Genomic DNA, 13,201 nt, shown 5'->3' on the forward strand with positions numbered 1-13,201 from the left:
TCCATGCACCTAATACAGTTGCTGTATTTGGTTGTTTTGTTTTCAATTTGTTTTCTATGTTTTCATCATTTGTTACTTTTTAGAATTAAACATTATTAATAATTTATTTCTTGGAAATTCACATTTATCTACATCTTGAAAGTGCGCATTTTTGTAGTTTCTTCTATAATTCAGCAATGAGAATCATGTCTTAAATCGAACTATTACATATCTGTAGGCAGCTTTCTTTTATTGTAGTTAACTACTTCCATACCTATTATACCACAACAGCCTTTTAAATTCACTTTGAAATTGCTTAATAGTTAATAAGTGTTTCGTTTTTTTAAGGTGGTTTGATGACTGAACTATACGTTTCTCTGGAGAAAAAACATATTCTTTAATCTTCGTTCGATAAGAACTTTAAGATGGATATAAGATGGTTTTATGAAAAGTAACAGTTTTTAGTGTTTCTTTTTGGAAACTTGGAAATTATAGTTACATTTGCGATGCTTGTTGCATTACAAGCGGACATATTTTAAACATACGAAAGTGTTTAGCTTATTTCTCAAAAGGAAAATCTGGTAAATTTAACTTGGGAGAGAATAAGTCAACTTTTCGCATCATATCTATATGGTGCGGGCTGTTGCTTATTAATTCCCAAGGCCTTACCAGAGCCCTCCTTTTTTAATAAGTTTCAGACCCGCACTTTCCGCATTTAATAATTCTTCTTTGGGGTCGGGGAGGGTAATTATACTTTATACTATGGGATTTTTAGACAATGTTACAAACGAATTTGGTAAAAAAACAGGAAAGGCGATTGGTAATAAACTGTATGGCAGGCATGCTGATGACGTTAGATTGGGTCAGCGAGTAGATGCTAATGTTAATTATGGTGCGGCAAATGTAAAACAAAGTGAGCCAGATTATGGTGCTATAGAAAGGGAAAAACGAATAACAATGCAGCATGAACAAGATGCCAAATTTTTGAATGCAATTATCAACATCCAATTTAATCCACAAGACAAAGATGCCATTATTACAGAATTAACGGCATTATCTTCGTATGTGGATTTGTGGATAAAAGAATCAAATCAAAACTTGAATGCAGCAAAATCAAAATTTGACGCAGGATTGGCAATGTTAAGGTCAATAGAACCAAATAACACGATGATTGCTTATTTTGAAGGCAAGAAAATTGAATGGCAAACTTTTATTGAACAACAAAAGAAGAAGAAACGTACTACTATTTTAGTTATTGCTGGTGTTTTGCTTGTGTTTGTTATAGTGTTAATCATATTTGCTTGATTCTTGGAGTTCTAGCTATTGATAGTTATAAAATGATTTTGTAAAAAGCAGTAGCTTTTAGGCTTTAAGAATAATGGTTACATTTGTGATGCTTGTTGCATTATTAGCAAACATATTTTAAGTACACGAAAGTGTTTAGCTTATTTCTCAAAGGGAAAATCTGGTAAATTTAACTTGGAAGAGAATAAGTCAACTTTTCGCATCATATCTATATGGTGCGGGCTGTTGCTTATTTAATTCCAAGGCCTTACCAGAGCCCTCTTCTTTAAATAAGTTTCAGACCCGCACTTTCTGCATTTAGTAATTCTTCTTTGGGGTCGGAGAAGAGGGATTAAACAATCAAGTCATGAGGATAGAAAAGTTTTCGCAAGCTATTTGCGAACGTATAGGATGTTATGTTTACATTCTAATTGACCCGAGGGATAAAACTGTGTTTTATGTTGGGAAAGGAGTAGCTAATCGTGTGTTTGACCATGTAGGATGTGCTTTGGATAGTGAAACCGAGAATGACAAGTACAACCTAATACGAGAAATAACTTCGGAGGGTTATTGCGTTGAACATCTGATTCTTAGACACGGAATTGACGAAAAAACAGCTCTTGAAATTGAAAGTTGCGTAATTGATTTATTCGATTACCTCTATATAATTACTGGAAAACCCTCTCTTACTAACATCGTTAAAGGGCATAATTCATGGACGAGAGGACTAAAAACTGTTGATGAAATAATTCAACTCTACGATGCTAAGCCCGTTACCCTGGAAGAACCCTGCATAATTATTAATATAAACAGGAAATATGATGCACACATGGATGACGAAAAATTGTATGAAGCAACTCGTGCATCTTGGGTACTTGGCCCAAAAAGAAATAAAGCCAAATACGTAGTGGCTGCTTACAGGGGGTTGGTAAGAGAAATTTATGAAATAGAGAGTTGGAATCCTATATATGACCGTTGGGAATTCTTTGGGAAAATAGCAGACGAACCTATCAGAAGCAAATATAAAAATGGTTCTCTCGAAAAATACATCAAAAAGGGAGGTCAGAACCCTATACGATATTCTTTTTAATAATGCGACTTAAAACTACATTACTTTAACAATAAAATAACGATTAATTATGTACAATGAACAATTAGAAAACCTAATCAATGCGGCACTAAGTGACGGTGAATTGACGGAGAAAGAAAAACAAGTCCTTTTTAGAAAGGCCGAGTCGTTTGGAATTGACCTTGACGAGTTTGAAATGGTATTGGATGCCAGATTATACGAGAAGCAGCAAGCCATGAAGCAGAATTCTACTAGCCAGTCTTCGGCTGCTCCGAAATCCAACAAAATAGGAGATGTGAAAAAATGTCCTGCTTGCGGTGCAATACTGCAATCTTTTTCAATTCAGTGTTCAGATTGTGGCTATAATTTTTCAAATATTGAAGCCAATACTTCTATTCAAAAATTATTTCAAATGCTTAATGAGGCGGAAAATGAGAGAAAAGATGCTGGAATGTCTGTTGGCAAAGTAATTGGAAAAGTATTTGCTCAACATTTCGGCTTGAGCAGTGGAGATAAGGTTCAATCTAAAAAAATTACCATTATTTCTAATTTTCCCATACCAAATACTAAAGAAGATATTTTAGAATTCTTATCTCTTGCATATCCGAAAGCTCAATTAAAAGGAAGCTTCCTAACAAGAAATAATCCAGAGAATGTTGATCATAATGCGTTCGTAGCCGTTTGGAGAGCAAAATGCGAACAAATTATTATGAAAGCTAGATTCTCGATGAAAGATGACAAAAAATTATTAGATGAGATAAATCGATATGCTGAAGAATTAAATATAAAATAATTAAGCATGGCATTATTTGGTAAAAAATCAGAAGGCGGGTTAATGGATGTAATCCGCTGTGATGAGCAAGAATACCTTGTATGGAAATGGAGACCTTCGGGGGAAGCTAATTCTACAAAAAGGGAAAATGCAATTCGCTACGGAAGTAGTTTGCGTGTAAAAGATGGTGAGTTGGCTGTATTTGTTTATAAACAAGATGATGGCTTGCAGGATTTTATAATAGGTCCTTATGACCAAACTATAAAAACGGCAAACTTTCCAGTCCTGGCAAATATAGTTGGGACTGCTTTTGGAGGTGCATCTCCTTTTCAGGCAGAAGTATACTTCATCAACCTTTCGGGTAATGTTCAAATACGGTTCGGTGTTCCGTTTTTTGATGTTTTCGATCCAAGATTTCTTGATTTTGCTGTTCCTGTTGCTGTTAGAGGCACAATTACATTTAATCTTACAGATTATAAGGGTTTCATTAAATTGAATAGATTGATAAACTTCAATCTGGAAGACTTTAACAAACAGATAAAGGATGCGGTAACTAAATACGTAAAGGGAGTTGTTACCAATATTCCTTCTGACAATGGCATACCTGTACTTCAGATGGAGCGCAAGATTCTAGAAATAAATGAAATAGTTGGTTCATATCTGAAATCTCGCTTGGAGATGGATTTCGGGGTTAATATGAAAGGACTGGATTTAGCCTCTATAGATGTAGATAAGGAAAGCGAAGGATATGCAGAGCTACGAAAAGTAACAGCCGAACAGACCACAAAAACAACTGTTGCTCAAGCCGAAGTAAACATAAAGAACATGCAGGATACACAAAGTATTAATGCTCAAAATATGGAGGAAACTTTGCGTATTCAAAGAGAAGAGGCTCAGCGAGCTCAAAAATTACAGACCGAAACCAACTTTATGGGTGCTCACTCTCTGAATCAACAGACCGAAGTACTTAAAACCGCTGCAAGTAGTCTTGGAAGTATGGGTGCAATGGATGGCGGCGGTGGTATGAATCCGGCAGGTATGATGACTGGCATGATGATGGGGGGTGCTATGGGAACTCAAATGGCAGGTATGATGAACCAGATGGGACAAAATATGACACAGCAACAAAACATGCCTCCACCTCCGCCACAAATAGCCTATAGCATTTCTGTCAATGGGCAAGCTTCTGGTCCATATAATTGGAGTCAATTGGAACAGTTAGTACAATCTGGTCAATTAATGCAGAATACTTATGTATGGAAAGCAGGAATGTCTGGATGGGAACTTGCTGGCAATGTTGTGGAACTATCGCCATTATTTGCTACTGTTCCGCCACCACCGCCTGTACTATAACATGAAAAAATAAAACGAGTAATTTATAAAAACAGAATACTATAAAATATTATGAATGAGAATAGTTTCCTCTCAATAGAAAAGTTGGTTGAATTTGGTATGAGTCTTGCTGTTGCACGTCAAATGGTAAAGAGCATGAACCAGACCATTACTGGTATGCATATTCCGGGAGCAATGAATCCTATGCAGTCAACTACTCCGCAGTTCTACTATGCAATTATTGACAATACACAGTCTGGTCCGTATTCTGAGCAAGAATTATCGCGGCTTATCTTGGATAAAAAAGTTCATAAAGAAACATATATCTGGAAGCCGGGAATGAGTAAGTGGGATGTGGCAGAAAATATTCCCGAAGTTCTAAAGCTTGTTATCTTATCGCCTCCTCCTTTTAATAATAATAGCCTATGAAACCTAACATACCAAATTTAGCTATTGCAACTTTTATTAGCTTATTAATCTCTTATGCATTGTACAGTTGGCATAAAGGAGACAATCAGATGTTGCTAAGTATAGGGAGCTTTTTATCATTGGGATTAATGTTGAATATGCTTATTGGCATTAACTTTAATATGGGGAGAACCTCCGTCAATATTAAAGTCGTGGCAGGGGTGTTTTTTGTAGTGTCGTTGGCCTGTAACCTCTTTTTTACCTTTATTCGCTTCTCTGTTTCGACTTACGTTATTGTCAATGGGTTGATTTTGCTTCTTTTCATTTTTATAGTCTATTCTTTATACAAATCTCGCCAATAAGTAACATCTTATTTCTCTATTATTTCCCCTAAAAAACAATAACCGTTGTTGGAGCCTCCAACAACGGTTATTAAAGCCTTCTACAACGGTTGTTGAAAATATCTACAACGGTTATAGAAATCGTGGTTCTCTATTAGTGATTATGCTTATGCTTATGCCCTGTTTCACTTCCGGAGCAACCTCCGCAACAAGCTTTTGCTGCTTGGGCTTCTCCTTCTTTCTGTACTTTAGCTTCCATACCAATCTTTTTGAATGCAGCGAGTACTTTTGCTTCGTCGGTACGGTCTGTACGATAGGTAACAGTTGCTGTTTTGGTAGCTAAATCGCATTTCAAATCGGTCACACCTTTTTCGAAGGCGATGTTCTTCTCTATTTTCTTCACACAGTTAGCACAATCCATTCCTTCGACAAGGAGGGTAATGGTTTCTTTCTTGTCTTTCTTTACAGTATCCTGCGCGTTTACTTGCGCAAACGAAAACAACGCACAAAGCGTAATTAAAATAACTTGTTTCATAATTTTGATGTATTAAAAGGTTGTTAATAAATTTATCGTTCAAGATTAAATCGCATACCGATGTAGAGTTTCCGGCCATGTACCGGCCCCCACACCATGGTACCGTCGAAGTTTTCGCCACGTGGGTTGGCGGCATCTACGATGGGGTTTGATTGCGAGTAGTCAAAGAGATTCTCCGAACCTACGTAAACAGACCACTTGCGGAAATACTTGGTAATCTGTGCGTTCCATACTTGGAAAGAACCGAACTTCTTATCCCAAAGCGGATTAACCGCATCCGGCTCGGGCATACGTCCACCACCGTTGAATTGTCCTGTAACATCAACCTGCCATTTTTTGAGTGGAGTTTGATACGAGGCGGTAATTAGCCCTTTATAGTCGCTTACCAATGGTTTCTTCATTCTGCGCACTTCTCCTAAGGCGTTCTTGTAGTCGGTTTTGGCATCGGTGTAGCGATAGGCCGCCGTTAGTGTGAATCCGCGGAAGAAGGGATATGTAAGCTCTACCTGATAGCTGTTGGAGTATGATTTTCCGTCCAGATTGTAAAAGCGAGCGGCGTGTGGGTCGCTGTCTACATCTACCACCACTTGTTTGTTGAAGTCGGTGTAGTACCATTCGGCATTAAGGTTTAATTCTTTGCCGAAGAGTGGAATGTAGAAAGAGGCATTTAAACCTGTGTTCCAAGCTTCTTCCTGATCGAGGTTAGCAGCAATTTCCAACTTACGGCTACTGGATAACAGGAAGTTGTTTTCTGCTAATATGTTTGCAGTGCGATATCCTTTACCTGCCGAAGCGCGTAGGTGTAACCACTCTACGGGGTTGTACTTCAGGTGGATACGTGGTGTAACAAAGAAATCGTACAGCGAACTGTGGTCGGCACGAATACCTGCCAATGCCACGAACTTATCGTTCAGGTTGAATGTGTACTGCACGTAAGCTCCGGGCACTACTTCGTCGCGGTTGAAATTTTGACGCACACTGTTCTGTGTGAGATTCTCGGTGAAATCGTCGTAGTTCAAACTCAATCCGGTGCTCAGGCTGTGCATAGGTGTAAATTCCTTTTCGTACAGTAAACTGGCGTAGATGTTGTTTTGATACACGTTGTAGGGCGTACGGTCGTACCAGGATTGTTGCTCGTGATACGAACCCGATAGGATGAGCGCTACACTTTCCACCTTTTCATTATTAATAATATAGGCTTGTTTGGTGTATCCTTCTACACGGTTGGTGTTCAGTTTGATACGATACGGGTCGGTGATGTGGCTGTTTCCATGTTTAGTGGTTTGCCCCCCTTTGCGGTTTTCGTGTAGATAGCGCACCCCATATTGTGCCACATATTTATCTGTTTTATGATACCAGCGATTCATCAGGTTTACCTGTTCCTTGAGTGGCATATCCAGAAAACCGTCTTTGTTACCGTCGTGCTCTCCGCTATCGTTGGAGTAGTGTACCAGCAGTCCGCTCGATACTTTGTCGTTAAGATGCCATGATGCGTCGGCATTTATTTCATAACGTCCGGCATCGCTCAGGAAGGCATTTGCCGATACGATGTCTGCTGTAGGAGGTTTCTTAAACTCTACGTTGATTTGTCCTGCCAGTGCCTCGTAGCCATTCTTTACAGAAGATGTTCCTTTGGATACCTGAATGCTTTCCATCCAGGCACCGGGTACATAATCCAATCCATAGAGCGAAGCTGCCCCACGGAAGTTAGGATAATTCTCGGTTAGCATCTGCACGTAAGTTCCTGATAGTCCGAGCAACTTAATCTGTTTGGCTCCCGTAGCTGCGTCGGCATACGATACATCTACCGAAGGATTTGTTTCAAAACTCTCGGCAAGGTTGCAGCAAGCTGCGCGGCAAATCTCGGCAAAGGTTATGGTTTGCGATTGCATTACACTTTTGCGCGATGAGATGGTTCCCATCTCGCGTCCGCTAACCACGACTTCGTCCAGCATATTGTCCTCTTTCATGACAATGCGCAACGGCTCTTTGGTCTCTTTAATAGTCGTTAATACACTGGTGTAGCCCACAAAGCTAACCTTTAGTACCAGATTTTTGTCTGCTTGTGCCAGTTCAAAGTAGCCATCGGCGTTGGTAGTTGTTCCGGTGTGTGTACCATCCCAGATAACGGTTGCTCCTGCCACCGGTTGATTTGTCTCGTCGAATACATATCCCTTCACCAATACGCTTGCCGCCGAAGCCGGAGCGAGGTAGAATAGGCATCCGAGTATTCCTATAAATAAATTTTTAAGCATTTCTTTATACCTTTATTGTTTAACATTAATATACGCGAAGACACACTGCCGCGCTTCGAATATCTCAAAAATGAAATTCAAAGAGCTGCCTGCAAAGCAGCGCGAATGCTAAATCAAAAGGGTATTTAAGAGAGCGAGGTACTCCCTTGGGGGGAGTGGTGGCCCGGTGGGCATGGTAAAGTGTGCTTCCTCTGTCTCTATAAGTGGTACATGGGATAAATGACAAATCTCACATTCTCTGAGGTCTGTAACAGCAGGTTGTGGCATGTCGGCAGAAGGGTAGTCAACACCCCAATCGAACGAAATACGTTCCATTGTACAACAAGACTCATGTTCGTGGATGATGGCTTCCGTTGTAGGTCCGTATGCCACATGGTCGTGGCTGTGTTCGTGAATTTCGCAACACGTCTTCTCGGCAATAACTTCGATTCCTGCATCATGACAGTCTGCACAACAGAATGAAATGATGTTAATACCAACGCCGCCATAGCATATTAATGCGACAAGTAGTATTACAAAAGGATATGTAATTGCCTTTTTCATCTTCACAAAGATAGGGAGTTTATGATGGATTCATTATATTTTAGATATAATTAACACCCGTAAGGGAGTGATACTCTTTTAAAAAAACAGTGGGAAACGACTCGAAACCGACTGAGAAATGATAAGAAAAACAGTCGCTTCTAAGCCGTAAAACAGTCGGTTTTTCTTTTGTTCTGTACATAATTACAGTTTTTCGGATAGTATTATATATTCCAAAGCCAAAAAATCCTCTTTCTTTGTAGAATCGAAAAACAACAAAAAATGAAACACCCAATGAAAACCACATTGTTCTCAATTTTCTTATTACTGGGCGGTAGTATGTTGGCACAACCAGCCTACGACTACTCCAAGTTGAAGCGAGAGAAATTAGATCGTGGCGTTATTGCCATTCGTCACTCCGCCGATAGTGTATATGTATCGTGGAGATACCTCTCCGAAGATGCTATGGATACCGGCTTCCATGTATATCGTGATGGCAAGCGACTAACCGACAAGCCCCTGCTCACTACCACCGGATTTACCGACTACAACCCCGGCACTGCCGCTGCACGCTACAGCGTTGAACCTGTATCTGCCGCAGGCGATAAACAACCCCTCAGCGGAAGCTATACATTACCTGCCAACGCACCGCTTGGCTACCTGAATATACCGCTCGATGTGCCCGAAGGAGGTACACCTATATCGGGTCGCCCTTATACGTACGTTCCCAACGACGCGAGCATCGGTGATGTAGATGGAGACGGACAATACGAAATTATATTGAAATGGGATCCAACCAATGCACACGACAATGCGCACGACGGGTACACAGGCAATGTCTACTTTGACTGCTACCGTCTTGATGGAACCAAACTATGGCGTATAGACATGGGGAAAAACATCCGTGCAGGTGCGCACTATACACAATTTATGGTGTTCGACCTCGATGGCGACGGTAAAGCCGAAGTTGTAATGAAAACTTCGGATGGTACTGTAGATGGTAAAGGAAAAATCATAGGCGATCCTAATGCCGACTATCGTAGCCCCGAAGGACGTATCCTTACAGGAGCAGAATACCTTACGCTATTCAGCGGCGAAACAGGCGAAGCGCTGCATACCATAGATTATGTGCCACAACGCGGTAACCTGCAAGATTGGGGCGACAGACGTGCCAACCGTAGCGACCGCTATCTTGCTTGCGTAGCATACCTCGACGGTGTGAAACCAAGTGTGGTGATGTGTCGCGGGTACTACACCCGCACCGTGCTTGCCGCATTCGACTGGGATGGCAAAGAGCTGAAACAACGTTGGGTGTTCGACAGTGACGAACCTCAGTGGGCATCGTATGCCGGACAAGGTAACCACAACCTGCGTGTGGGCGATGTGGATGGCGATGGTTGCGACGAAATAATCTATGGCTCGTGTGCTATCGACCATGATGGAACAGGGCTGCACAATACCCTGATGGGACATGGAGATGCTATGCACCTCACTCAATTCGACCCTTCCAGTCCGCGCTTGCAAGTATGGGACTGCCACGAAAACAAACGCGACGGCTCTACACTTCGCGATGCCGTCACAGGCGAACTGCTCTTTCAGGTAAAGAGTCCCACAGATGTAGGCAGAGCTATGGCAGCCGATATAGACCCTACCAGCTATGGTGTGGAAATGTGGACGTGGGAGAGTGGTGGTATCCGAAACTTCAAAGGAGAAGTGGTGAACCCTGATATGAAAACTATCTCGGTAAACATGGCTGTGTGGTGGGATGGAGACCTGCTTCGCGAACTACTCGATAAGAATATTGTAAGCAAGTACGACTGGGTAGAAGGTGTGTGCAAACCTTTGACGGTGTTCGAAGGAGCCATGTCTAATAACGGAACCAAGTCTACCCCCTGTTTGCAAGGAGACATTATTGGCGACTGGCGCGAAGAAGTGTTGTTGCGTATCGAAGATAACCGTTCGCTTAGACTTTACGTGTCGGGTATTCCAACAGCGTATCGCTTCCATACCTTCCTCGAAGACCCGGTATACCGCATCAGTATAGCTACCCAAAACGTAGCCTACAATCAGCCTACCCAACCGGGATTTTACATTGGGCCCGACCTGAAGAAGGGTTCCATCTTCCGTGGATATCTTATTAAATAGTATAATCGAAATATAAAACCATGAACATGAAATTTCTTAAAAGAGCAATCTTCTTACTTGGAGCTTTTGCCCTATTGACAGTGCAGCCCATGCATGCCCAGAAGCAAAAGAAAGCCGCTGCGGTAACCAACGACACGAACACGCCGTTGCACCTGTTGAAACCCGAATATAACGTGCCCTACGGTATGCTTACCACCGAAGAGATAAAAGCTACCCTCGACAGAGTACTTACTTATCTGGAAAAGGCCACCCCCGCACGTGTAATTGACAAAACAACGGGTAAGGAAATAACCAACTACGACAATGTTAATAAGAATGCGCAACTCGACAAGGGCGACTTTCGCCTGACAAGTTATGAGTGGGGAGTAACTTATGCCGCAATGCTTGCTGCTGCCCAAGCCACAGGCGATGCTGCTTACAAAGAATACGTAACCAAACGTTTTAACCTGTTGGCAGAAACCGCTCCATACTTCAAGAAGCAAATGGAAGAGTGTGGCTATACAGATGCACAGATACGCGCATTGTTATATCCTCATGCACTTGATGATGCCGGAGCAATGTGCGCCGCTATGATTAAGACTCAAATGGATGATGATAAAGCCAACCTGCGTCCTCTTATCGACAACTACATGAACTACATCATGTATCAGGAGTATCGTTTAAGCGATGGTACCTTTGCCCGTAATCGTCCGCAGCACAACACGTTGTGGCTGGACGATATGTTTATGTCTGTTCCTGCCATTGTGCAGATGGGACGATTAACCCGTGAGGAAAAATACTACAACGAAGCCGTGCGCCAGATAACCCAATTCTCGCAGCGTATGTTTGTTCCCGAAAAGAACTTATATCGTCATGGTTGGGTAGAAAGCTCTACCGATCACCCTGCTTTTCATTGGGCACGCGCCAATGGTTGGGCTATCCTTACATTGACCGAAGTTCTTGATGTACTTCCTCAGAGCCACCCCGGATATAATAACGTGTTGGAACAATATCGCGCACATATTCGTGGCATAGCTTCGTATCAGAGCGGGGAGGGTTTCTGGCATCAACTTATGGATAGAAATGATTCATATCTCGAAACATCGGCAACGGCTATCTTTACTTATTGTATTGCGCGCGGTATCAATAAAAAATGGATAGATCCGATAGCCTATGGGCCTGTGGCACAACTCGGTTGGCATGCAGTATCTACCAAAGTCAATGCGAACGGTGGAGTAGAAGGAACGTGTGTAGGTACAGGCATGGGTTTTGATCCTGCGTTCTATTACTATCGTCCGGTCAATGTATATGCTGCGCATGGCTATGGCCCGGTGCTTTGGGCGGGTGCCGAAATGATAAACCTACTCAAGAACCAGCATCCTAAAATGAACGATAGCGCTGTGCAATACTATACAACGGAGCAAACTACGCCACAGCCTATTTTTAGTGTAGGGCGCTACGAAACGATTGGCGGAACAAGTCGCTTGAATCCCACTGCGCCGGTAGTCTTTACCATTGGCGATTCTACCATGAGAAATGGTGCGGGCAATGGCAGCAACGGTCAATGGGGTTGGGGTAGTTTCTTTCATTTATTCTTCGATGCCAATCGCATAACCGTAGAGAACTTTGCGGTAGGTGGACGAAGCAGCCGCACCTTCTATTCCAGCCACTGGAACAAAGTGCTTGCAGGCATTAAAAAAGGAGACTACTTATTAGTGCAGTTTGGACACAACGATGGTGGCCCGTTGAATACTGGTCGCGCACGTGCTTCTCTGAGAGGTACGGGTAATGAATCTCAAACAGTAATCATGGAACGTCATGGCGGACCAGAAGAAGTATTCACATTTGGTCATTACCTGCGGATGTATATTCGTCAGGCAAAGGCACGTGGTGCAAATGTTATCGTATTGTCGCTCACGCCGGGCAATAGTTGGGATGGCGACAAAATAATCCGTAGCACCGAGACGTACAACAACTGGTCTGAAGAGGTTGCCCGCGAAGAAGGTGTTCCTTATATAAACATGAACGACTTGGTGGCACGCAAATACGAAGCTATGGGCAAAGAAGCTACTAAAGCCTATTTTGCCGATAGGGTACACACACTCTTCGGCGGAGCAATAATTTGTGGTAAAGTAGCTGCCGAAGCTATTTTGCAGCTTACCGACTGTGATTTGAAAAACTATATTATTCCCCAAAATATAGAGCGTAGCTATAACGAGAACGATATAAAACGATAATATATTAAAACCATGAAAAGAGAAGCATTCAAAATGTTCCTGAAACCCGGATGCGAGGCAGAGTACGAAAAAAGACATGCTGAAATATGGCCGGAGTTAAAAGAGATGTTGTCAAACAATGGAGTATATGATTATTCCATCTACTGGGATAAAGAAACAAACATCCTCTTTGCCACCCAGAAGGTAAGAGGCACGGAGAGTTCGCAAGACATGGGCGGAAACCCCATTGTACAGAAATGGTGGGACTATATGGCGGATATTATGGAGGTTAATCCGGACAATTCGCCGGTATCCATACCTTTATATGAAATTTTCAGAATGGAATAACCCATTCCCATGACGA

The 13,201-nt window shown here is 42.1% G+C and carries 11 protein-coding genes and 1 pseudogene; 9 read left to right on the forward strand and 3 right to left on the reverse strand.

Annotation, left to right across the window (positions count from 1 at the left end; translation table 11 throughout):
- The first annotated feature begins 741 nt into the window (after positions 1 to 741).
- The 5 genes from D0T50_RS00960 to D0T50_RS00980 all read left to right on the forward strand — a co-directional run bounded on the left by D0T50_RS00960 (position 742) and on the right by D0T50_RS00980 (position 4,865).
- Positions 742 to 1,284 carry a hypothetical protein gene (locus tag D0T50_RS00960; protein WP_163221041.1) on the forward strand — a complete coding sequence of 181 codons (543 nt, stop codon included), beginning with the start codon at positions 742 to 744 and terminating at the stop codon, positions 1,282 to 1,284.
- Positions 1,285 to 1,630: 346 nt separating this feature from the next.
- Entirely contained in the window at positions 1,631 to 2,353 is a 723-nt protein-coding gene (locus tag D0T50_RS00965; protein WP_163221043.1) for a hypothetical protein, read from the forward strand.
- A 49-nt stretch (positions 2,354 to 2,402) separates the two neighbouring features.
- A complete protein-coding gene (locus D0T50_RS00970) occupies positions 2,403 to 3,125 on the forward strand; it encodes a hypothetical protein (protein WP_163221045.1) in 723 nt (240 codons plus the stop codon).
- Between the two features lie 6 nt (positions 3,126 to 3,131).
- A complete protein-coding gene (locus tag D0T50_RS00975) occupies positions 3,132 to 4,457 on the forward strand; it encodes an SPFH domain-containing protein (protein WP_163221047.1) in 1,326 nt (441 codons plus the stop codon).
- Positions 4,458 to 4,508: 51 nt separating this feature from the next.
- Positions 4,509 to 4,865 (forward strand): DUF4339 domain-containing protein, encoded by a 357-nt coding sequence (locus D0T50_RS00980; protein WP_163221049.1) that lies wholly within the window; start codon positions 4,509 to 4,511, stop codon positions 4,863 to 4,865.
- A gap of 474 nt (positions 4,866 to 5,339) precedes the next feature.
- Here the strand turns inward: D0T50_RS00980 and D0T50_RS00985 are convergent, their stop codons facing one another.
- The 3 genes from D0T50_RS00985 to D0T50_RS00995 form a co-directional block, all read right to left on the reverse strand.
- On the reverse strand, positions 5,340 to 5,720 hold the full coding sequence (locus D0T50_RS00985; protein WP_163221051.1) for a cation transporter: 381 nt from the start codon (positions 5,718 to 5,720) through the stop codon (positions 5,340 to 5,342).
- Between the two features lie 32 nt (positions 5,721 to 5,752).
- Positions 5,753 to 7,975: a TonB-dependent receptor gene (locus D0T50_RS00990; RefSeq protein ID WP_163221053.1), complete on the reverse strand. Its 2,223-nt coding sequence runs from the start codon at positions 7,973 to 7,975 to the stop codon at positions 5,753 to 5,755.
- A 108-nt stretch (positions 7,976 to 8,083) separates the two neighbouring features.
- Positions 8,084 to 8,518 carry a hypothetical protein gene (locus D0T50_RS00995; protein WP_203558154.1) on the reverse strand — a complete coding sequence of 145 codons (435 nt, stop codon included), beginning with the start codon at positions 8,516 to 8,518 and terminating at the stop codon, positions 8,084 to 8,086.
- A gap of 261 nt (positions 8,519 to 8,779) precedes the next feature.
- Between D0T50_RS00995 and D0T50_RS01000 the strand changes: the two genes are divergently transcribed.
- From D0T50_RS01000 to rhaM, 4 genes and pseudogenes are all read left to right on the forward strand, one after another.
- Positions 8,780 to 10,642 (forward strand): rhamnogalacturonan lyase, encoded by a 1,863-nt coding sequence (locus D0T50_RS01000; RefSeq protein WP_370520846.1) that lies wholly within the window; start codon positions 8,780 to 8,782, stop codon positions 10,640 to 10,642.
- A gap of 20 nt (positions 10,643 to 10,662) precedes the next feature.
- Positions 10,663 to 12,084 (forward strand): annotated as a pseudogene (locus D0T50_RS13685) (glycoside hydrolase family 105 protein); the annotation flags it as partial.
- A 21-nt stretch (positions 12,085 to 12,105) separates the two neighbouring features.
- The gene (locus tag D0T50_RS13690; RefSeq protein WP_255489960.1) at positions 12,106 to 12,858 is read left to right on the forward strand and encodes a rhamnogalacturonan acetylesterase; all 753 of its coding nucleotides are present in this window, start codon (positions 12,106 to 12,108) and stop codon (positions 12,856 to 12,858) included.
- A 12-nt stretch (positions 12,859 to 12,870) separates the two neighbouring features.
- Positions 12,871 to 13,185, forward strand: a complete 315-nt coding sequence (gene rhaM, locus D0T50_RS01010; protein ID WP_163221061.1) for an L-rhamnose mutarotase — start codon at positions 12,871 to 12,873, stop codon at positions 13,183 to 13,185.
- Positions 13,186 to 13,201: the final 16 nt, after the last annotated feature.

It is taken from the genome of Bacteroides sp. 214 (assembly GCF_010501015.1).
Lineage (GTDB): Bacteria > Bacteroidota > Bacteroidia > Bacteroidales > Bacteroidaceae > Bacteroides.

Bases quoted from the DNA above. Each gene is read 5' to 3' on its own strand.
- D0T50_RS00990 (WP_163221053.1), bottom strand. From the start codon at position 7,975: ATGCTTAAAAATTTATTTATAGGAATACTCGGATGCCTATTCTACCTC.
- D0T50_RS00965 (WP_163221043.1), top strand. From the start codon at position 1,631: ATGAGGATAGAAAAGTTTTCGCAAGCTATTTGCGAACGTATAGGATGT.
- D0T50_RS00975 (WP_163221047.1), top strand. From the start codon at position 3,132: ATGGCATTATTTGGTAAAAAATCAGAAGGCGGGTTAATGGATGTAATC.
- D0T50_RS00995 (WP_203558154.1), bottom strand. From the start codon at position 8,518: ATGAAAAAGGCAATTACATATCCTTTTGTAATACTACTTGTCGCATTA.
- D0T50_RS00985 (WP_163221051.1), bottom strand. From the start codon at position 5,720: ATGAAACAAGTTATTTTAATTACGCTTTGTGCGTTGTTTTCGTTTGCG.
- D0T50_RS01000 (WP_370520846.1), top strand. From the start codon at position 8,780: ATGAAACACCCAATGAAAACCACATTGTTCTCAATTTTCTTATTACTG.
- D0T50_RS00980 (WP_163221049.1), top strand. From the start codon at position 4,509: ATGAATGAGAATAGTTTCCTCTCAATAGAAAAGTTGGTTGAATTTGGT.
- rhaM (WP_163221061.1), top strand. From the start codon at position 12,871: ATGAAAAGAGAAGCATTCAAAATGTTCCTGAAACCCGGATGCGAGGCA.
- D0T50_RS00970 (WP_163221045.1), top strand. From the start codon at position 2,403: ATGTACAATGAACAATTAGAAAACCTAATCAATGCGGCACTAAGTGAC.
- D0T50_RS00960 (WP_163221041.1), top strand. From the start codon at position 742: ATGGGATTTTTAGACAATGTTACAAACGAATTTGGTAAAAAAACAGGA.